We start from the raw sequence: 20278 nt of genomic DNA, 5'->3' as shown, positions 1-20278 counted from the left end.
TCCCACCTTCGCCAGTGGTATAATAGGGGTATATCTTACGGATTTCCAATGCAAAGGAGCGATGCCCCATGTATGCCATCGTGAACGGCTTAAAGCTTTTTTATCATAAGGAGGGCAGCGGCCGCCCGGTGATTCTGCTGCACGGCAACGGCGAGGACCACACCATCTTCGACGTGGCCATCAAGGATCTGGCCCGGTCCTACACCGTCTACGCGCTGGACAGCCGCTCCCACGGCAAGAGCGACCCGGTGCCCACCCTCACCTACCGGGAAATGGCCGAGGATGTGGCCGCCTTCATCCGGCAGCAGGGGCTGGAAAAGCCCGCGCTGGTGGGCTTTTCGGACGGCGGCGTGGTGGCGCTTCTGGTGGCGCTGCGCTGGCCCGATCTGCCCGGCAGGCTGGTGGTGGCCGGGGCCAACATGACCCCCGCGGGCATCAAGCAGCCCTGGCGCACCCTGATGCGGGTGCAGAACCGCATCTCCCCAGACCCCAAGCTGGACCTGATGCTCACCCAGCCCCATCTGGCGGGCTGGCAGCTCACCGGCATCACCGCCCCCACCCTGGTGCTGGCGGGCGAAAAGGACCTGATCGACGAGACCCAGACCCGGCGCATCGCCCGGTCCATTCCGGGGGCAAAGCTGCTGATTCTGCCCGGCGAGACCCACGGCAGCTATGTGGTCCACAGCGACAAGCTCTACCCCGCCATGGCAAACTTTCTGCGGGGCTGATCTGCAAACAATCCCGGCGCGTTCCCCTTGCAAAAGAGGAGCGCGCTTTTTTGCGGAAAATTTTCAAAAAATGTGAACCGCCGCCCGCCTTGCGACGATCACAGAATGCAGGGGGATAAAAAACGCCCCCGGCGCCATGGCATTTTTTCAAAGAGAGGAGAGGACGCGATGCACGCGGAGGAGGTAGCCCGCCTGGTGGACCGCTTCGGGCCGGAAATCTACCGCTACTGCCGCCGGCTCACCGGCCGGACCCAGCAGGCGGAGGATCTGTATCAGCAGACCTTTTTGAAATGCCTGGAGCTGACCCTCACCCTGGATGAGCGCAGCAATCCCCGGGCGCTGCTGTTCAGCCTGGCAAGCGGCATCTTCAAAAACGAACAGCGCAAGGCCGGGCGGCGGCTGGCCATTGCTAGGCCGGTGGAGCTGGACGGCGACAACGCCCCCGAACCGCCCGCGCCGGACGACCCGGCCCAGACCGCCCAGAACCGGGCCCAGAGCGCGGCCCTGCTGGCGGCGGTGGACCGGCTGCCCCCGAAGCTGCGAATCCCCATCACGCTGGCCTACGGCTTCGACTGGAATCTGGAGGAGATCGCCCGCATGGAAAAGGCCCCGGTGGGCACCATCAAAAGCCGGCTGCACAAGGCCCGGCAACTGCTGAAAAAGGAAATGGAGGCCCAAGGCTATGGAACACTTTGATCTGGACAAGGCCCTGCAAACCCAGCTGCACGCCCCCGCCCCCGGCCCCGCGCCGGAGCTGGACGCGGCCCTGAAAGCATGCCTGTGGCAGCGGCAGGAGCAGCTGGACGCCGCGCCCGATACCCGGGCGGTGTCGCTCTGGTGGCTGCCCATGGTGGCCAACTTCATCGTCTGCGGGGTGCCTGCGGTGATTTTCGCGCTGCCCATCATGCCGCTGTGGGCCCACCTGGCCTCTTTTGCGCTGGCCTGGCTGGCGGTGGGGGGCGTGGTGCTCACCTTCATCAGCCTGCGCATGGCGGACCTGCGCGCCGCCACTACCATCTATCTGCCCAAACGGACTCGAAAAAAGGAGGGGTTTTAAATGACCGCAACCGCTCTTCCCATTGTATTTTTTCTGATGATTTTCCTCTGCATGGCATCCAGCCTTGCCTTTCTGGTGCTGCTGGCCATCTGGCTGTATCGGGACGCAAAGCTCCACGGCCAGGACCCGGTGCTCTGGGTGCTGATCTGCATTTTTGCCAGCCCCATTCTGGCGCTCATCCTCTATCTGGCCTTTGGCCGCAAGAAAACTCTGATGCCCTGCCAGAGCTGCCAAGCGCCCATTCCCCACACCGCCCAATACTGTGAACACTGCGGCGCGGCCAACGAACAGTACGGCCAGCCGCTGCCCCGCCGCAAGATGAACGGCCTTTTGAAGGGGGCCATCGCCACCGGAGCAGTATCACTGCTGAGCGTGGTGTTCATGTTTGTGGCCCTCTTTGCCTTCGCCATGAATGTCGGCGGCGGTTCCCAGGTGACGGGTTCCACCTCGGTGCCCATCCACGGCGCTTCCGTCACGGTAAACAGCGGATGGGCGCTGGTCAGCATCGAAAACCACGACAATGGCGTGTGGAATTTCACGCTGAACAAATCCAGCAACGGCTATCACCTGGACTCCGCCTTCACGCTGGATGACCCGAGCACCCGTACCCTGATGGCCAGCACGGAATGTACCGGCGGCCCTCTGCTGCTGAACATCAGCCAGGACGGCCAGCTGGTGGAGAGCATCGACCTTTCCCGGGCCGAGAGCCAGCCGGTGGCCATCCCGCTGGACGGCTGCGCCGCCGGAACGGTCAGCCTCCAGCTGGTGAACGAGGGCGCCACCGATATCTCCGGCAGCATCTGGGTGGAATAAACGAATACGCAAAAAGCCTGAGCGGCTCGGCTGAACCGCTCAGGCTTTTACTATTTGTATAAATTTGTCACAATATTTGGTTTTTCGGGTCATACAGGGTGCGCAGGCCCAGAAACAGCGAGCCGAAGCTGGCCGCGGTGACCACGGTGCAGATGGCGATCATCACCGCGATCTGATACAGAATGGCCGTGGTGGGCATGGTGCCGGACAGAATCTGGCCGGTCATCATGCCGGGCAGCGACACGATGCCCATGCCCACCATGGAGTTCAAAGTGGGCAGCAGGGCGGTTTCCAGCGCCTGCTTTGCCAGCGGCTGCAAAATCGCCTTGGGCGACGCGCCGAAGCCCAGCAGCGCCTCCACCCGGGCCTTCTGGCCCTGCAAGCTCTCCCGGAAGGTTTTGATGCCCAGCGAGATGCCGGTCATGGTGTTGCCGATGAGCATGCCCGCCAAGGGGATGGTGTACTGGGGATTGAAAATGTTCTCGCCCACCACTGCGCAGACGAAATAAGCCAGCACAAACACGCCGCTCAGGGCGATGGAGGCCGCGATGATGGCCTGGAACCGCCGGTTCAGCCCGGGGTTGGCGCTGAGCACCCGGTGCACCGCGAAGCCGATCATCACCGCCAGATACACCACCACAAACACCGGATTCGGGTTCTGGAAGATGTAAGACAGCACAAGACCCGCGATCACCAGCTGCACCGTCATCTTCACGCTGGCCACCACCAGCAGGCGGGTTTTCTCCACCCCGCTCTTTTTCATGATGGCGATTACGATAATCAGCAATAAGTAGATCAGAGAAAACTGCCAGAGCTGCAGTTGTACCACGCCGCCGCTGTTCATGCCCTCGCCTCCAATCGAATCTCCTCGTCGGCAAACTCGTCCACCAGCGAGCGGCTGTGGCACACGCACACCACCGTGGTGCCCCGCTGGCGGCAGGCCGCCTTCAGATTGCCCAGAAATTCCCGGGCGGTCACCTCATCCAGCGCCGCGGTGGGCTCGTCCAGCAGCAGAACCTTCGGCCGGGCGGACAGATAAATGGACAAAAACACCCGCTGGCGCTCGCCGCCGGAAAGATTGGCGCAGCTGTCCTCCGGCGAGAGGGGCATACGGCAGATTTCCAGCGCGTTCACCATCTCGGCCCGGCTTACGCACGCCTCGCCCCGCGCGCCATAGAAAAAGGCGAACTGGTCCGCCACATTGCCCTCGCACAGGTACACCTGCTGAGGGGCCAGCAGCACCTCTTTGCGGTAGTCCAGCACCGGCAGCCCGCCCAGGGGACTGCCCTTGTATTCGATGCGCCCGGCCGTGGGCAGGACGGTGGCGTTCAGCAGCCGCAGCAGCGTGCTTTTGCCGCAGCCGCTGGGGCCGGTGATAAAGGTCATGGAATTTTCCCGAATCCTGATCTCCGGGTAGCGCACCAGGTCCCGGAATTCGGTCCCGGCGCTCACATGCAGCAGGCACATGGCGGCCTTGCCTCCTTTTTGCGCATAAAATTGCGCCGGGCAGCTTAGCCCAGCGCTGTTGCCGATTATACTCCACCCGGCCCGTTTTCGCAAGAGGGGGCCAGCGGAATGCAGACGGTAAGGGCGAACCGGCCCTCCTCCGCCTTCGCTTCCAGCGTGCCGCCGCAGCGGCGGGCAATCTCCTCCATGCCCGCCAGCCCGAAGCCGTGGGCGCTCTTGTCCGCCTTGGTGGTGGCAAAACGGCCGTTCTTCTCCCGCACGGGCAGGCCGGGGGCGCTGTTCTCCACCTGCAGCATCAAAAGGCCCTTGTCCGCCCGGGCCCGCACGCTCACCCAGCCCTCCGGCGTCTGGCGGGCGGCCTCCAGGGCGTTGTCCAGCGCGTTGCCCAGCAGGGCGCACAGGTCGGTGGGGGCCAGCGGCAGGTCCTTGGGCAGGCTCACCCCGAACCGGGCGTTTACCCCCGCCTGCTCCATGGCCTGGGCCTTGGCCGAAAGCACCACGTCCGCCGTCTCGTTCTCACACAGCCGCCTTCGGCCGTGCAGGGCCTCCGAATCCAGCAGCTGCTTCAGGTAGTCGTCGGCGGCCTCCGTCTGCCCCCGGGCCAGCAGGCCCTGCAAGGCGGTCAGGTGGTTGCGCAGGTCGTGGCGCAAACGGCGCACCTGGTCCTCCTGCCCCTGCAGGCCCTGGTAATACACCTCCCGCAGCGCCGCCAGCCGCCCGGCCTGCTCCAGCGCCTCGTGCTCGGCCAGCAACGTGTAGGAGGCCAGCAGCACCACCGAGGTGAGCAGCACCACCGGCAGCACCGCCAGACCCATGGCCATGGACACCGCGTAGGCCTCGGGCTGGTTGCGGTAGGGCGTGGCCAGCAGCACCACCGCCGCCAGCGAGCAGACGGGCAGCGCCGCCAGACCCAGCGCCAGCTTCCACAGCCGCCGGGGCAGCTGCACCGGCCGGGCGGGCAGGCGGCGGCGCAGAATCAGCCAGATGGCCCCCAGAACCAGCGTGCGCACCAGCCGGGTGAAGATGTACTGTTCCAGACCGGGCTTGCCCAGCCAGTCGCCCAGGTAGCTGTCGCTCAGTGCACAGAGGGACATGAGCAGGCTGAACACCACCAGGCAAACCGCCAGCCGCCCCACCCGGTCCCCCCGGGTGCAGGCGAAAAACACCACCAGAAACACCGGCAGCGTGTAAAACAGGTTGGGGTCCCCCACCCAGATCACCATGCCGCTGCTCCCGGCAAAGCATAAAATCAGCGCCGCCTTCCACAGCTTTCCCGGCCGCAGCTGCAAAAAGGGGGCGCAGAGCTTTTCCATCAGCAGCCCGTTGCAGAAGGCCAGCAAGACCCACAGCGGGTAAAACACCGCTTTGATTTCCTCGTACATGGTCATTCCTCCAGCACGGCCCGGGTCAGGGCCAGCAGCGCCTGCTCCCGGCAGGAGCGGCTCACCGGCAGCGCCTGACCGCCCACCATCACCTGTGCGCCCTCAATGCGCTCCACCGCCGCCGCACGCACCAGATACCGCTGGTGCACCCGCACGAACTCGCCGCCCAGCTCGGCGGCCACCTCATCCAGCTTGCCGTAAAAGGTGTAGTCCCGCCGGGCGGTCACGCAGGTCACCCGCCGCCGGTCCGACACAAAATATAAGATCTGTTCCAGCGGGATGCGATACCGCACGTCGCCGCTGCGGCACACATAGGCCCGCTCCAGCGCCCGGCACAGCGCCGCCCGCGCCCGGGTGAGCACCGGCTCCAGCTGGTCCTCCCGGGGCGGCTTGAGCAGATAGCCCAGCGCCCCCACCGAATAGCCCTCGAACACGCCCTCCGCGTGGCCAGTCATGAACACCAGCTGCACCCCGTCGTCCGCCGCGCGCAGCCGCCGGGCGGTCTCCATGCCGGAAAGCTCGCCCATCTCCAGGTCCAGAAACACCAGATCCAGCTCCCCGACGTGGCTGTCCAGCCAGCGCAGCAGCCCCTCGCCGCCGGAAAATTCAAAGAATGCGGCCTCCTCGCTCTGGCGCTCCAGCACCCGCTCCAGCGCGCAGCGCAGTGCAAAGCGGGCCTCCTGCACATCGTCACAGATGCCGATCCGCAGCATCCCGATCCCCCCTTTTCGGCTTTGCTCCCATCATACCACACCGCCGCTTTTGTGCAAAACCAAACTTGACCAAAAAACCGCCGTTTGTTCCATCGCTGCACCGCCGCGTGCAAAAGATGACCGCGGCGCCGCCATTCGTTGCGCCCCCGGTTGCGGCGGCGGGCCGGGGCGGGGTATGGTGAAGGCAGAAACCAAGCCAAACGGAAAGGATGAGCGCAATGCTTGCTGTGAACGATCTGCAAAAATCCTATCGGGTGGGCAAAACCAGCTTCCCGGTGCTGAAGGGGGTGAGCCTTACGGTGGACGCCGGGGAATTCGTGGCGGTGATGGGGCCCTCCGGCTCGGGCAAGACCACCCTGCTCAACTGCATCTCCTGCTACCTGCCCGCCGACGGCGGCAGCATCCTGCTGGACGGCCGGGACCTGGCCGGGCTGCGGGAGGAGGAGCTGGCCGCGGTGCGCAACCGGCAGCTGGGCTTCGTGTTCCAGGACTTTTTGTTGCTGGACGGCCTCACCGTGATGGAGAACATCCTGCTGCCCGCCATCATCGGCGGGGCCATGAGCCAGACGGTGCAGGCCCGGGCCGAGCAGCTGTGCCAGGTGTTCGGCATCGGGGCCATTCAGAACAAATACCCGGCCGAGATTTCCGGCGGCGAAAAGCAGCGCACCGCGGTGGCCCGGGCCCTCATCAACCATCCGCTGCTGATTCTGGCGGACGAGCCCACCGGCAATCTGGACTCCCGGTCCAGCCGGGCGGTGATCCGCAGCTTTGAGCAGGCAAAGCAGATGCTGGGGGCCACCATCTTCATGGTCACCCACGATTCCTTCGCCGCCTCCTTCTGCGACCGGGTAATTCTTCTGCGGGACGGCGTGGTCTGGCGCACACTGGAAAAGGGCGGCATGGACCGGAGCGCCTTTCAGGACCAGCTGCTGGAGGCCATTGGCGCGATGAGCCGGGAGGAGGAGCCATGAAACAGTTGGGTCAGGTATGCGCGGCCCTGCGCCGCAAAAACCGGGTACACAGCGCTTTGCTGGCCGGGTGCTGCTTTTTCTCGGTGCTGCTCATCACCGCCTACGGCATCATGATGCGTTCGCCCACCATTCTGGCGGTGCTGCCGGAGGGGGGCGACTCCCGCAAGCAGGTGCTGATGATCTTTGTGATGGCGGTGATCGGCTGCGCCATGTTCACGGTGTACGCCTCGGGGCTGTTTTTCCGCCACCGCTCCCGCCAGACCGGCATCCTGCTGGCGCTGGGGGCCTCCCGCCGCCAGCTGCGGCGGCAGCTGAACCGGGAGCTGGCGGTGCTGGCCGCTGTTTCCTGCGCCGCCGGGGCCATTCTGGCCGCGCCCCTTGCCTGGGGCATCTGGCAGCTGTTCCGCCTGTTTGTGGTGGACAGCGCCCAGATGACCCTGCGCTTTGAGCCCCGGGCCTGGGCCATCGCGCTGGGCTTTTCGGTGTTCGTGGCGGTGCTGCTCTTCGCGGCGGGCAGGCGCTCGGTGCGCCGGGCCAACATCATCGAGACGGTGCAGGAGGTCCACCGCAGCGAGCCCATCCGGGCGGTGCCCCGCTGGTACGGCCCGCTGGGGATTTTTCTTTTGGCGGCGGGCGGCCTGCTGGGCTACCTTGCGCCCTCGGTGTTTGTGAACCTGCTGCACTGGTACCCGCCGGCCGGGCTTTCCGGTCTGTTCTATCTGCCCGCGCTGGCCGGGCTTTACATGATTCTGCTGCACACGGTGGTGAACGGCTGGCGGGCCCGGCACGCCTACCGGGACCTGATCGCCACCTCGATGATGAAGTTCCAGGGCCGCCAGACGGTGCGCAGCATGCTGGTGATGACGCTGCTCTTGGGCGGCGGGCTGTTCGCCGCCTTCTACACCCCCATGATCGGCGCCGGGTCCATGCTGAGCTACGACGCCCGCCCGGTGGACTACGCCTACCACTTCCGGGCGGACCAGAACGGCCCCGGAAAGACCCAGGTGGAGCAGCTGGCCGAGGAATACGGCGTGACCCTCACCTCCTGGGCCGAAGCGCCCATGGCCCGGCTGGCGGTGGACGGCAGCTATCAGGTGGAGGAGGAGGGCCCACTGGGCACCACCTGGCGCAGCGTCTACGCCGAGCTGGCCCAGAGCGTGCTGGTGCTCTCGGAATCCGGCTACCGGGCCCTCACCGGCGAGATCGTGGACCTGGCCCCGGGCCAGGCCGCCGGTGTGCTGGACGCCTCCGGCAGCGGGCAGGGCCGGTTCGAGCCGGACGCGACCCTCTTCACCAATCCCCTCACCGGGCAGCAGCTGGCGGTCACCCCGGCCGAGCCGCTGTGCCACGACCTGCTGCTGGGCTGCTATGTGCTGGACGACGGCGACTGGACCGCCCTTTCCGAGGGGCTCACCGGCGAATGGCGCGAGCAGATGGTCTTTTTCAACCTGGAAAACGAGGAGGACAGCTACCCCTTCGCCCGGGCCCTCTTCGACCGCATCGTGGACGGCTCCGGCCCCGAGGTGGCGGTGCTGGACGGCTGGGACCCCATCGTGCGCCAGCGGTATCTGGAGAAAGAGGGCGTCTATTTCCTGGACCCGGACCAGACCGAAGAAGCGAACTTCCCCCGCATGGACTACAGCCAGCGGGATTCCTCGGATTTCCGGCTCTACTGGCAGTACATGCCCCGGTTCCGGGTGCTGGACAAGGCGGACTTCGTGCGCACCACGGCGGTGTTCCTGATGCTGTTCGTGTTCATCGGGGTGCTGTGCCTTTCGGCGGTGATCGTGATCGCCTGCACCCGCTGCATGACCATCGCCCTGACCAGCCGTCCGGTCTACAATGACCTGCGAAGGCTGGGCGCGCCGGGGCAGTACCTCTACCGCTCCGCCCGCAGCCAGGTACGCCGGGTGTTTCTCACCCCCGCACTGGCGGGCTCCGGGTTGATTCTCGGCTTTTACCTGCTCATCCTTTATTTCAACGACAACCGGCTCACCGCCGGGGAGCTGGCCGGGCTGGGTCTCTGCCTGGGCCTGACCGCCGGGGTGGGTGCGCTGCTCTGGGCGGTGTACCGGCTCACCCTCGGCCGGGTCTGCGCCGCGCTGGACATCCGGCGGTGACGGCAGCATTCGATGAAAGAAGGCCCCCGGCCGTGCAGGAGCACCGCCGGGGGATTTTGCGTGTTTTCTTTATTCCGCGTGGGCCGCCAGCCAGTTGGCAGCGCAGCCTGCCAGCACCGCCGCGCCCAGGGGGAGCACCTCTTCATTGAAGACCACCGCCGGGTGGTGGCTGCCCGCTCGGTTGTAGATCTCCTCCGGGCCGCCCGCGCCGATGCCCATGAACACCGCGGGCACCTGCTGGCTCACCTCGGCAAAGTCCTCGCTGCCCATCTGGCGAGGCAGCTCCTCCATCTTTTCGGCAATCTGGCCCGCGTAGCCCGCCAGCTCGGCGGCCAGCTGGGGCTGGTTGTGCAGCGAGGCCACGCCCGCCAGGAACTCCACCTCACAGCTGCCCCGGAACAAAGCCGCGGTTCCCTCGCAGATCTCCACCAGCCGCTTGCGAGCGTGGGCCCGGTTGTGGTTGGAGAAGGCCCGGATGCTGCCCTTCATCTCCACCGTTTCCGGGATGGAATTGTGCAGCTCGCCCCCGTGGATGGTGCACACCGTAAGCACCAGCGGATCCTGGGGGTCCACCTCCCGGGCGTTCACCTCCTGCAACGCCAGCAGGATGTGGGCCGCGATGGTCAGCGGGTCCACCGCGTTCTGGGGAATGGCTCCGTGGCCCGCCTTGCCCCGCACCAGAATGGAAAAGCTGTCCGACGAGGCCAGCGCCGGGCCCTGCCGCCAGGCCAGAGTCCCCACATGCATGGGGCCGGGGAACACATGCAGCGCCAGGGCTGCGTCCACCGGCGGGTTTTGCAGCACGCCCGCCTGCACCATGGCCGCCGCGCCCTTCAGGTTCTCCTCCGAAGGCTGGAACATCAGCTTCACCCGGCCGGGCAGCTCGTTCTCCCTCTGCTTTAACAGCGCCGCCGCGCCCAGCAGCATGGCGGTGTGCAGGTCGTGGCCGCAGGTGTGGGCGCACTCGCCCTGCGCCGCAAACTCCAGGCCGCTGGCCTCCTGCATCTTCAGCGCGTCCATATCTCCGCGCAAAAGGAACACCGGGCCTTTTTCCGGGCCGATGCAGGCGGTGATGCCGCCGCCCAGCCGGGTGGGCTCGATCCCCATTTCCCGCAGGCGGTTCTCCACATAGGCGGTGGTGCGGGGCAGCTCCATCCCCAATTCCGGCATACCGTGCAGCGCGCGGCGGTCGGCCCGCAGGGTGCCGGCCATGGCGGCCGCCTGCTCATAAAACTGCTTCATTTCAAACATTTGTATAAACTCCCCTTTCCGGTAAAAGAATCCGGCAAAATGCTTCTGTTCTGTTTGCAGCAAATTCCGTGCCAGCGCCGCTTCGCCCGGCTCGGACCCGCCCGCCGGGCCGCTTTTCTTGACAGCACCCCCGGTCCATGCCATAATGAGCACATAAAATAGGTTGAACAGGTTGAAATGAGGTGCTTTTATGGCCAAACAACTCGCCATCATCACCTGGGACGCAGCCTCCGCCCAGCTGTATGCCAGCCAGGTGCGGGATTTCTTCGGCGACCAGGTCAACACCCGGTGCTACAGCACCCAGCTGCAGCCGGACCCGGTGATTGAACCGGCGGATGTATATCTGGTGTCCACCTGCGCCTTTGCCGACCGGGACATCGGCCAGCTGCTGCCCAGCCGGGGACCGGTGGTGCTCAGCGAGGTGCGGGTGACCCGGGACGGGCTGGAGCGGCTGCTGGCCATTCCCCGCAACACCCGGGCGCTGCTGGTGAATCTGAACCAGCCCATGGCCACCGAGACCATTGCCACCCTGAATCAGCTGGGTGTGACCAACATCCAGTTCATCCCCTATTATCCCGGCGCGCCGGAACCGTCCCATGTGCCGCTGGCCATCACCACCGGCGAGCGGCGGTTCGTGCCGGAATGGGCCGCCGAGGTGATCGATCTGGGGCCCCGGCTGCTGAGCGGCAGCACCTTTCTGGAGCTGGCCCATCAGCTGAAATGCGAATCCGCGCTGGACGGCCCCGCCTTCAAGGAATACCTGGCCTCGCTGGCCGAGCAGTCCTACGGCATCGAGCAGATGCTCCAGCGCTCGGTGCAGATGGAAAGCCTGTTCGAGCTGTTCGAACAGGCGCTGGACGCCGGACTCATCGGCGTGGACGGCGAGGGCATGATCTTTGCCTGCAGCCCCAAGGCCGAGGACATTCTGAGCCTGCCCGCCCAGCAGCTGCTGGAGCGCCGGGCCCAGCAGGCGCTGCCCTTTCTACCCTTTGCCGAAAGCCTTTCGGCTCAGAAGGCCATCCACAGCCGCCTGGTGGAGATCCACGGCAACCCGGTGTCGGTGAGCATTCACTCCTTTTACCGGGGCGGCAGCAGCCCCACCACCTTCTGCGTGCTCCAGCGCTTCCGGGACGAGGAGCGCCGCCAGCAGAAGATCCGCCGCCAGCTGCTGGGCAAGGGCCATGTGACCAAATACACCTTCGACAGCATCATCGGCGACAGCCCCTGCATGGTGTCCGCCCGGCAGCTGGCCCGCCGGATGGCCACCAGCAACGCCTCCATTCTGATCAGCGGCGAGAGCGGCACCGGCAAGGAGCTGTTCGCCCACGCCATCCACGCGGCCAGCCTCCGGGCAAACGAGCCCTTTGTGGCCATTAACTGCGCCGCCATTCCGGACGCCCTGCTGGAAAGCCAGCTGTTCGGCTACGAGGAGGGCGCCTTCACCGGGGCGAAAAAGGGCGGCCACATCGGCTTCTTCGAGGCCGCCCGCAGCGGCACTTTGTTTCTGGACGAGATCGAGGCCATGAGCCCCATGCTGCAGGTAAAGCTGCTGCGTGTGCTGCAGGAAAAGGAGATCGTGCGGCTGGGCGGCGTGGACGTGATCCACGTGGACGTGCGTATCATCGCGGCCTCCAACGTGGACCTGAACGAGGAGGTGCACAGCGGCCGGTTCCGGCGGGACCTGTTCTACCGGCTGAGCGTGCTGCCCCTGCAGCTGCCTCCGCTGCGCCAGCGGGGCGGCGACGTGCTGCTGCTTCTGCGCCGCATCCAGGAGGGAATCGGCGCCCGGTTCGAGCTTTCGCCCGCAACGGCCCAGCTGCTTCTGCGCCACCCCTGGGAGGGCAACGTGCGGGAGCTGCGCAACTGCGTGGAATACCTGGCCTATCTGGAAAAGCCCCTCATCGAGCCGGAGGACCTGCCGGTAACCCTGCGGGCCGCCGCACCTCATACCCCCGCCGCCGAGCCTGCCCAGGCCGCCGAGCTGCGCCGCCTGGCCGGGGACCGGCTGCAAAGCTACCTGTTTTTGCTGGAGCAGCTGGCCGCCAGCCGGTCGCTGGGCCGCCAGGCACTGGAGGCCCGGGCTGCCGCCGCGGGCCTTGCCCTGAGCCAGCAGAACATCCGCACCATGGCCGCCCAGCTGGAGCAGCTGGGCCTGGTGAGCATTCAGAAAGGCCGGTCCGGCACCTGCATCACCCCTCGGGGGTTGGAGTTGCTGGCCGAGCTGACCCTCAATCCGCAATTTTAGGTTGAAAACAGGTTGATTTTTATACCCATTTCTTCACCCTTTATTGACCATTTTCTGCAGATCGGTCATTTTCTTGTCTAAAACAGTCAAAATTCACGTCCAAATTCTCCCATATTTTTTGGCGTTTGCGACAATCAGAACTCGTTCTATTTGTCGGGAACGCCAATTTTTTATTTTTTGTCAAAAAAATCACCTGTTTTGGCCCGATTCTTGCTATAACAAAAGCAACAGCAACCGGGCGGTGCGCCGCCCGAAGACCCACGCAAAAGGAGACGACGCTATGAAATACGATTTCGACCGCCCCATCGACCGGTGGAACAACTTCGCCGCCAAGTACGACGAGATGGAGGCCCGCTTCGGCCGCCGGGATCTGATCCCCATGTGGATCGCCGACATGGATCTGATGACCGCCCAGCCCATTCTGGACGCCATCGACGCCCGCAACCGGCAGGGCATCTTCGGCTACACCAGCCGCCCGGACTCTTATTTTGAAGCGGTGTGCCAGTGGCAGGAAAAGCGCAACGGCTGGAAGCCGGACCCGGCGCTGTGCCTGTACACCCTGGGCGTGGTACCGGCGCTGTGCACCTTCGTGCGGGAGTTCTCGAAGCCCGGCGACGAGATTCTGTTCACCACTCCCGTTTACGGCGAGTTCTTCGACTCGGTGGAAAACTGGGGCCGCAAGTGCCTCACCGTTCCCCTGAAGGAGGAAAACGGCTACTATTCCATGGACTTCGAGGCCTTTGAGGAGGCACTCAAGCGCCGCCCGCCCCTGTTCATCCTGTGTAACCCCCACAACCCGGTGGGCCGCGTCTGGACCGCCGACGAGCTGCGCCGGATGGGCGAATTGTGCGTGCAGTACGGCACCCTGATCATCAGCGACGAGATTCACAGCGATCTGATGCTGTTCGGCCACAAGCACATCCCCATGGCCACCGTGAGCGAGGAGATCGCCGCCAACACCATCACCTGCACCTCCGCCACCAAGACCTTCAACCTGGCGGGCCTGCAGGCGGCCACCCTGATGTTCCCCAACGAAAAGCTTCGGGACACCTACCAGGCCTTCTGGAAATCCATGGACGTGCACCGCAACAACTCCTTCAGCCTGGTGGCGGTGGAGGCCGCCTTCCGCTACGGCGAGGAATGGCTGGAGCAGCTGCTGGCCCATCTGGAGCGCAACGTGGCCTACGTGGAGAACTACCTGAAGGAGAACATCCCCGAGATCACCCTGCACCGGCCGGAATGCACTTATCTGCTGTGGCTCAACTGCAAGGGCCTGGGCCTTGCGGGCGATGCGCTGCCCGCCTTCATGGTAAACGAGGCGCACCTGGCACTGAACGACGGCCGGGGCTTCGGCAAAACCGAGGGCGAGGGCTACATGCGCATGAACATCGCCTGCCCGCTGTGCACCCTGGAAAAGGCCATGGCCCAGCTGAAGGCTGCTGTGGACAAACACATGGGCCGCTGACCCGGCCCCCAAATGCGGATCAAGCTCTTCACAGCGGAGGAGAGTGAGATAAGGCGGCACCGCCGCCGGAGAGAGAAACCATTTATAAGGAGGAATCCCCATGGCAAAAAGCAATTCCCTGCAAAAGAAAAGCCTGGTTGTTCATGCGCTGGACGGCATCGAGCATGCAGGCAACGCGTTGCCCAGCCCGGCAACCCTCTTCCTGGTCCTGACCATTGCGGTCATGATCATCTCGGCCATCTGCGCAAAGCTTGGCGTGTCGGTCACCTACGAGACCATCGACACCGCCAACGGCAACGCCATCGTTGAGACCACCGTTTCCGCGGTGAACCTGCTCTCGGTGGAAGCCATCCGCGACCTGATCACCAAGATCGTTACCAACTTCACCTCGTTCTTCGCTCTGGGCACCGTGTTCACCATCATCCTGGGCGTGAGCGTGGCCGACGGTTCGGGCATGCTGTCCGCTCTGCTGCGCAAGGCGGCCACCTCCGCCCCCCGCAGCCTGGTCACCGCCATGGTGGTGTTCCTGGGCATCATGTCCAACATCGCCTCCTCCACCGGCTACGTGGTGCTGGTTCCCCTGGGCGCGATTCTGTTCATGGCCTTCGGCCGTCATCCCATCGCGGGCCTGGCCGCTGCCTTCGCCGGTGTGTCCGGCGGCTGGAGCGCCAACCTGCTGATCGGCACCAACGACCCCATGTTCGCCGGTATGTCCACCCAGGCGGCCAACATGCTGGACCCCAACTACGTGGTGTCGCCCCTGTGCAACTGGTTCTTCATGTTCGCCTCCACCTTCGTGATCACCGCCATCGGCACCTTCGTGACCGACAAGATCGTTGAGCCCCGCCTGGGCAAATACGAGGGCGCCATCGAGGGCGAGAGCAACGACCTGACCGCCGCCGAGAAGCGCGGCCTGAAGTTCGCCGGCATCGCCGCCCTCATCTACATCGCCCTGATCCTGATCGCCGTGGTTCCCACCAACGGCCTGCTGCGCAGCGCCACCGGCGGTTTCCTGTCCAGCCCCTTCATGAGCGGCATCATCTTCATCATGATGCTTCTGTTCCTCATCCCCGGCATCGCCTTCGGCGTGGGCGCGGGCACCATCCACAACGACAAGGACGTTGTGGACCTGATGACCAAGGGCATCTCCGGCCTGTCCGGCTTCATGGTACTGATCTTCTTCGCCGCTCAGTTCACCAACTTCTTCACCTACTCCAACCTGGGCACCATCCTGTCCGTTGCGGGCGCCAACTTCCTGGAGAGCGTGGGCTTCGTGGGCCTGCCGCTGATCATCGCGCTGATCCTGCTCACCGCCATCATCAACCTGTTCATCGCGGTGGACAGCGCCAAGTGGGCCATCATGGCTCCCGTGTTCGTTCCCATGTTCATGCGTCTTGGCATGTCTCCTGAGCTGACTCAGGCGGCCTACCGCATCGGCGACTCCTGCACCAACATCATCGCCCCCACCATGCCCTTCTTCGTACTGACCGTGGCCTTCTTCCAGAAATACAACAAGAAGGCCGGCATCGGCACCGTTGTTTCCACCATGCTGCCCTACTCTCTGGGCTTCCTGCTTGGCTGGATCGCGCTGTTCATCATCTGGTACGTTCTGGGCCTGCCTCTGGGACCTGGCTCTCCCATGTTCTACCCCGCCTAATCCCGTCTGCCGGTTTTGTAAGGAGCCGCGCGCGCCGCTGCGCGCGCGGCCCTTTTCCGTTACATCCATCACTCAAAGGAGGATTGTTCCATGCTTCCCAAGGAAAACCGAATCAAGGAGCTTCTGCGTGAAAAAGGCCTGGACGGCGCCATCGTCTCCTCGCCGGAAAATTTCCATTATGTGACCGGCTTTGCCGGCCATCAGCACACCGTGTCCCGCCAGGCGGGCTTTTCCATCGCGGTGGTCAGCGCCCGGGAGGATGTTCCCACCCAGCTGACCACCATGGACTTTGAGGTGCCCACCTTCGAAATCAAAAGCGCGGGCCGCTTCATCGTGCGCAAGTACGACACCTGGGTGGGCGTAAAGACCTGGGACGAGATTGCAAACGGCGCCATCGTACCCGCCCCCGCGGTGATGGAAAGCTCCTCGGACATCCTGGCCAAAATGGTGCGGGAGATGGACCTGGCGGACAAAAAGCTGGGCGTTGAGCTGGACTATCTGCCCGTGGGCTATTACAATAATCTGTGCGGCATGTTCCCGGAGGCAAAGTTTGAAAATATCTCCGAGCTGTTCGTTTACGCCCGCAGCGTGAAGACTCCCGAGGAGATCGAAATGTTCCGCACCCTCTGCCGCGCAGCGGACGAGGGCTTCACCGCCGTGAGCCGCATCGCCCGCCCCGGCGTGAGCGAGCGGGAACTGGTGAACGAGTTCCGCCGCACCGTGATCGCCACCGGCGTGGCCGCGCCCAGTGCCTGGTCCATGTTCTCCACCGGCGAGAGCGGCAGCCGCCTGACCATTCCCGGCGACGCGGTGATCCAGAAGGGCGACGTGGTGAAGTTCGACGCGGGCGTGAACGCCGAGTTTGACTTCTACACCACCGACACCTCCCGCGCCTGGGTGATGGAGGGCGCGGACCCGGCGCTGTACAAACTGAAGGACCGGCTGTATGAGGCCCAGCGGCGGATGATCGCCGCTGCCAAGCCCGGCCTGCCCATCAACGAGCTGTACCACATCGCCTACGACTACGTGAAGGAGATGTTCCCCAGCTACCGCCGGGGCCATCAGGGCCACAGCATCAGCATGGGCCCCGCCACCGCCGAAGCCCCCTACATCAACCCCACCACCACCCGGCCGCTGGAGGCGGGCATGGTGCTGGCCATGGAGGTGCCCTGCTACATCGGCGGGGTGCAGGGCTTCAACATCGAGGACATGGTGCTGATCACCCCGGACGGCTGCGAGGTGCTCACCCCCAACACCCCCCATTACCTGTAATTTTTTCCCTTTTCCCATTCCCGAACCCAATTCCCCCTGACCCAAACCGTTTTTGATTTTTCAGGGCGGCGCCGTTCCACCCCGAACAGCGCCGCCCCCATCCCATTTTTTCCGAAAGGCAGGGAACGTTCCATGAAAATTCTAATTGTGGGCGGTGTGGCCGGCGGCGCCGGCACCGCTGCCCGGCTGCGCCGCAACGACGAAAACGCCGAAATCATTCTGTTTGAAAAGGGCGAGTACATCTCGTTTGCCAACTGCGGCCTGCCCTATTACATCGGCGGCACCATCACCGAGCGGGAGGCGCTGCAGCTGCAGACCCCCGAAGCCTTCCACGCCCGCTTCAACGTGGATGTGCGGGTGAACAATGAGGTCCTTTCGGTGAACAGCGCCGAAAAGACCGTATCCGTGAAGAACCACGCCACCGGCGAGACCTACACCGAAGCCTACGATGCGCTGGTGCTCTCGCCGGGCGCTTCGCCCATCCGCCCGCCCTTTGACGGCATCGGGAAAAACCACGTGTTCACCCTGCGCAACATTCCGGACACCTACGCCATCTACGACCACATCGCCGCCGCCAAGCCCCGCACTGCCGCCGTGATCGGCGCGGGCTTCATCGGTCTGGAAATGGCCGAGAACCTGGCCGACCGGGGCATCGCCGTGTCGGTGATCGAGGGCGCGGACCACGTGATGGCCCCGCTGGACGGCGACATGGCCCACCTGGTACACAACCGCATCCGCGTCGCGGGCATGGGGCTGTATCTGGGCAAAAAGTGCGCGGGCTTCACCGAGAACACCGTGCTGCTGGAAAGCGGCGAGGCCGTTCCCGCCGACATGGTGATCCTGTCCATCGGCGTGCGGCCCGAGACCGCCTTTTTGGCGGGCAGCGGCGTGGAGCTGGGCGCACGGGGCGAGATCCTGGTGGACGAGCAGCTGCGCACCAGCGTGCCGGACATCTACGCTTTGGGCGACGCGGCCACCGTGACCAATCTGGTGAGCGGCGCGCGGCAGGTGATTCCCCTGGCAGGCCCCGCCAACAAGCAGGCCCGCATCGTGGCGGACGTGATCTGCGGCAAGAAAGCCGCCTACAAGGGCAGCATCGGCACCTCGGTGATGAAGTTCTTCGATATGACCGTGGCCGCCGCCGGTGAAAAGGAAGAGAGCCTGCGCGCCGCAGGCACCGCCTTCCGCAAGAGCTACACCGTATCTGCCAGCCACGCGGGCTACTATCCGGGCGGCACCCAGATGTTCGTGAAGCTGCTCTACAGCCCCGAGGGCCGGGTGCTGGGCGCTCAGATCGTGGGCGGCGAAGGGGTGGACAAGCGCATCGACGCGCTGGCCATCGCCATCCGCTTCGGCATGACCGTGTACGACCTGGAGGAGATGGAGCTGGCCTACGCGCCCCCCTTCTCCAGCGCGAAGGACCCGGTGAACATGGCGGGCTTCGTGGCCCAGAACCTTTTGGAGGGCAATGTGGAGCTGTTCTACGCCGAGGACGTGGAAAGCCTGCCGGAGGACGCCGTGAAGCTGGACGTGCGCAACCCGGAGGAGCTGGCCGAACTGGGCGAGATTCCCGGCTTTGTGAACATTCCGCTGAACCAGCTGCGCCAGCGGCTGGACGAGATCGACCTGACCCGGCCGGTGTATGTGACCTGCCAGGTGGGCCTGCGGGGCTATGTGGCCGCCCGCATCCTTGCGCAGAAGGGCGCAAAGGTGTATGATCTTTCCGGCGGGTATGCTTTCTACAACGCCCGCCGCACCGATCTGGCCGGCCGGGCGGACAAGGGCGGCAACACCTGCGCCGCCTGCGGCATGCAGATCACTCGATAAAAAGGAGCGCAAGACAAAATGCTGGACCGTACTGTTTACGATACCTATGTTCGAATCCTCACCCGCGAGCTGGTGCCCGCGCTGGGCTGCACCGAGCCCATCGCCATCGCGCTGGCGGCTGCCAAGGCCCGCGAGGTGCTGGGCGAGGAGCCCCGCCGCCTGGTGGTGAAATGCAGCGGCAACATTATCAAGAACGCCAAGGGCGTGATCGTGCCCACCACCGGCAACATGCGCGGCATCGACACCAGCGCCGTGCTGGGCGCGCTGGCGGGCAACGCCTCGCTGGGCCTGGAGGTGCTGAGCAAGGTTGGCCCCGCCGACCTGGAGGCCACCCGCCAGATGCTGGCCCAGGGCGTTTGCACCGTGGAGCTGCTGGACACCCCCTCCCGCCTGCACATCATTGTGGAGATCACCGGCGACAGCCACACCGCCCTGGCCGAAATCCGGGATGAGCACACCAACGTGGTGCGCATCGAGCGGGACGGCGAGCGCCTGTTCTACAAGGAAGTGGAAGAGGTGGCCGACGAGGACGACGGCGACCTGGACGCACTGAACCTGGCGGACATTCTGGAATTTGCCAACACCGTTGAGCTGGACGACATTCGCCCCATCATCAAGCGGCAGATCGAATACAACACCCGCATTGCCCAGGAGGGCATGACCCACGCCTACGGCGGCCGGGTGGGCGCCACCCTGATGCGCCACTACGGCGGCGACGTGCGTGTGCGCGCCCGTGCGCTGGCCGCCGCGGGCAGCGACGCCCGCATGGGCGGCTGCGTGCTGCCGGTGGTCATCAACTCGGGCAGCGGCAACCAGGGCATCACCTGCTCGGTGCCCATCATCGTGTATGCCAAGTACCTGGCCGCCACCGAGGAGACCCTGTACCGGGCGCTGGTGCTGAGCAACCTGACCGCCCTGCTGCAAAAGCGCGGCATCGGCCGTCTGAGCGCCTTCTGCGGCGCGGTTTGCGCGGCCTGCGGCAGCGGCGCGGGCATCACCTACCTGCACGGCGGCGACTACGACGCCATCAGCCGCACCATCACCAACACCCTGGCCAACGCCTCCGGCATCGTGTGCGACGGCGCCAAGGGCAGCTGCGCCGCAAAAATCGCCACCTCGGTGGACGCGGCCATTCTGGCCCACGAGATGTCGCTGGACGGCAACACCTTCGGCGCGGGCGAGGGCCTGGTGAAGGACAATGTGGAGCAGACCATCGCCAGCATCGGCCGCATGGCCGCCGACGGCATGCGTGAGACCGACAGCGAGATTCTGCGCATCATGATCGATCAGGGCTCCGGCTGCTGATCGAT

General features: G+C 64.9%; 17 protein-coding genes. 12 read left to right on the top strand and 5 right to left on the bottom strand.

The features are described from left to right. Nucleotides 1-68 precede the first annotated feature (68 nt). The 4 genes from PH256_RS07955 (at nt 69) to PH256_RS07940 (ending at nt 2598) form a co-directional block, all read left to right on the top strand. Nucleotides 69-728 carry an alpha/beta fold hydrolase gene (locus PH256_RS07955; protein WP_087183859.1) on the top strand — a complete coding sequence of 220 codons (660 nt, stop codon included), beginning with the start codon at nt 69-71 and terminating at the stop codon, nt 726-728. Nucleotides 729-896: 168 nt separating this feature from the next. After that, nucleotides 897-1424, top strand: a complete 528-nt coding sequence (locus tag PH256_RS07950) for an RNA polymerase sigma factor (RefSeq protein ID WP_270913693.1) — start codon at nt 897-899, stop codon at nt 1422-1424. Continuing rightward, nucleotides 1411-1785 carry a hypothetical protein gene (locus tag PH256_RS07945; RefSeq protein ID WP_270913692.1) on the top strand — a complete coding sequence of 125 codons (375 nt, stop codon included), beginning with the start codon at nt 1411-1413 and terminating at the stop codon, nt 1783-1785. Before PH256_RS07950 ends, PH256_RS07945 begins: the two co-directional genes overlap by 14 nt. Next, on the top strand, nt 1786-2598 hold the full coding sequence (locus tag PH256_RS07940; protein ID WP_270913691.1) for a zinc ribbon domain-containing protein: 813 nt from the start codon (nt 1786-1788) through the stop codon (nt 2596-2598). It abuts the gene before it with no gap. Nucleotides 2599-2665: 67 nt separating this feature from the next. Here PH256_RS07940 and PH256_RS07935 read toward each other — a convergent pair whose 3' ends face one another. The 4 genes from PH256_RS07935 to PH256_RS07920 form a co-directional block, all read right to left on the bottom strand. Further along, a complete protein-coding gene (locus PH256_RS07935) occupies nt 2666-3442 on the bottom strand; it encodes an ABC transporter permease (protein WP_270913690.1) in 777 nt (258 codons plus the stop codon). Next, a complete protein-coding gene (locus tag PH256_RS07930) occupies nt 3439-4065 on the bottom strand; it encodes an ABC transporter ATP-binding protein (protein WP_087183864.1) in 627 nt (208 codons plus the stop codon). Before PH256_RS07930 ends, PH256_RS07935 begins: the two co-directional genes overlap by 4 nt. Nucleotides 4066-4130: 65 nt before the next feature. Then, nucleotides 4131-5447 carry a sensor histidine kinase gene (locus PH256_RS07925; RefSeq protein ID WP_270913689.1) on the bottom strand — a complete coding sequence of 439 codons (1317 nt, stop codon included), beginning with the start codon at nt 5445-5447 and terminating at the stop codon, nt 4131-4133. Between the two features lie 2 nt (nt 5448-5449). Continuing rightward, the gene (locus PH256_RS07920) at nt 5450-6160 is read right to left on the bottom strand and encodes a LytR/AlgR family response regulator transcription factor (RefSeq protein WP_270913687.1); all 711 of its coding nucleotides are present in this window, start codon (nt 6158-6160) and stop codon (nt 5450-5452) included. A 209-nt stretch (nt 6161-6369) separates the two neighbouring features. Between PH256_RS07920 and PH256_RS07915 the strand changes: the two genes are divergently transcribed. Together PH256_RS07915 and PH256_RS07910 are read left to right on the top strand one after the other, a co-directional pair. Next, a complete protein-coding gene (locus tag PH256_RS07915; RefSeq protein WP_333766327.1) occupies nt 6370-7131 on the top strand; it encodes an ABC transporter ATP-binding protein in 762 nt (253 codons plus the stop codon). Continuing rightward, complete coding sequence (locus PH256_RS07910) at nt 7128-9251, top strand: FtsX-like permease family protein (RefSeq protein WP_270913686.1); 2124 nt, start codon at nt 7128-7130, stop codon at nt 9249-9251. Before PH256_RS07915 ends, PH256_RS07910 begins: the two co-directional genes overlap by 4 nt. 69 nt (nt 9252-9320) lie before the next feature. Here PH256_RS07910 and PH256_RS07905 read toward each other — a convergent pair whose 3' ends face one another. After that, a complete protein-coding gene (locus PH256_RS07905; protein ID WP_270913685.1) occupies nt 9321-10502 on the bottom strand; it encodes a M20 metallopeptidase family protein in 1182 nt (393 codons plus the stop codon). Between the two features lie 190 nt (nt 10503-10692). Between PH256_RS07905 and PH256_RS07900 the strand changes: the two genes are divergently transcribed. The 6 genes from PH256_RS07900 to PH256_RS07875 all read left to right on the top strand — a co-directional run bounded on the left by PH256_RS07900 (nt 10693) and on the right by PH256_RS07875 (nt 20273). Next, nucleotides 10693-12747: a sigma-54 interaction domain-containing protein gene (locus tag PH256_RS07900; RefSeq protein WP_270913684.1), complete on the top strand. Its 2055-nt coding sequence runs from the start codon at nt 10693-10695 to the stop codon at nt 12745-12747. A gap of 280 nt (nt 12748-13027) precedes the next feature. Further along, a complete protein-coding gene (locus tag PH256_RS07895; RefSeq protein WP_270913682.1) occupies nt 13028-14212 on the top strand; it encodes a MalY/PatB family protein in 1185 nt (394 codons plus the stop codon). A 100-nt stretch (nt 14213-14312) separates the two neighbouring features. Next, the gene (locus tag PH256_RS07890; RefSeq protein WP_270913681.1) at nt 14313-15869 is read left to right on the top strand and encodes an AbgT family transporter; all 1557 of its coding nucleotides are present in this window, start codon (nt 14313-14315) and stop codon (nt 15867-15869) included. A gap of 90 nt (nt 15870-15959) precedes the next feature. Then, a complete protein-coding gene (locus PH256_RS07885; protein WP_270913680.1) occupies nt 15960-17141 on the top strand; it encodes a M24 family metallopeptidase in 1182 nt (393 codons plus the stop codon). Nucleotides 17142-17273: 132 nt separating this feature from the next. Beyond that, on the top strand, nt 17274-18968 hold the full coding sequence (locus tag PH256_RS07880) for an FAD-dependent oxidoreductase (protein ID WP_270913679.1): 1695 nt from the start codon (nt 17274-17276) through the stop codon (nt 18966-18968). Between the two features lie 18 nt (nt 18969-18986). Beyond that, nucleotides 18987-20273: an L-cysteine desulfidase family protein gene (locus tag PH256_RS07875; RefSeq protein ID WP_333766326.1), complete on the top strand. Its 1287-nt coding sequence runs from the start codon at nt 18987-18989 to the stop codon at nt 20271-20273. Nucleotides 20274-20278 lie beyond the last annotated feature (5 nt).

Origin of the sequence: Allofournierella sp. CML151, assembly GCF_027853465.1 — a bacterium.
In the GTDB taxonomy this organism is placed as follows: Bacteria; Bacillota; Clostridia; order Oscillospirales; family Ruminococcaceae; genus Allofournierella.
This window is presented reverse-complemented; position numbering and strand designations above follow the sequence as displayed.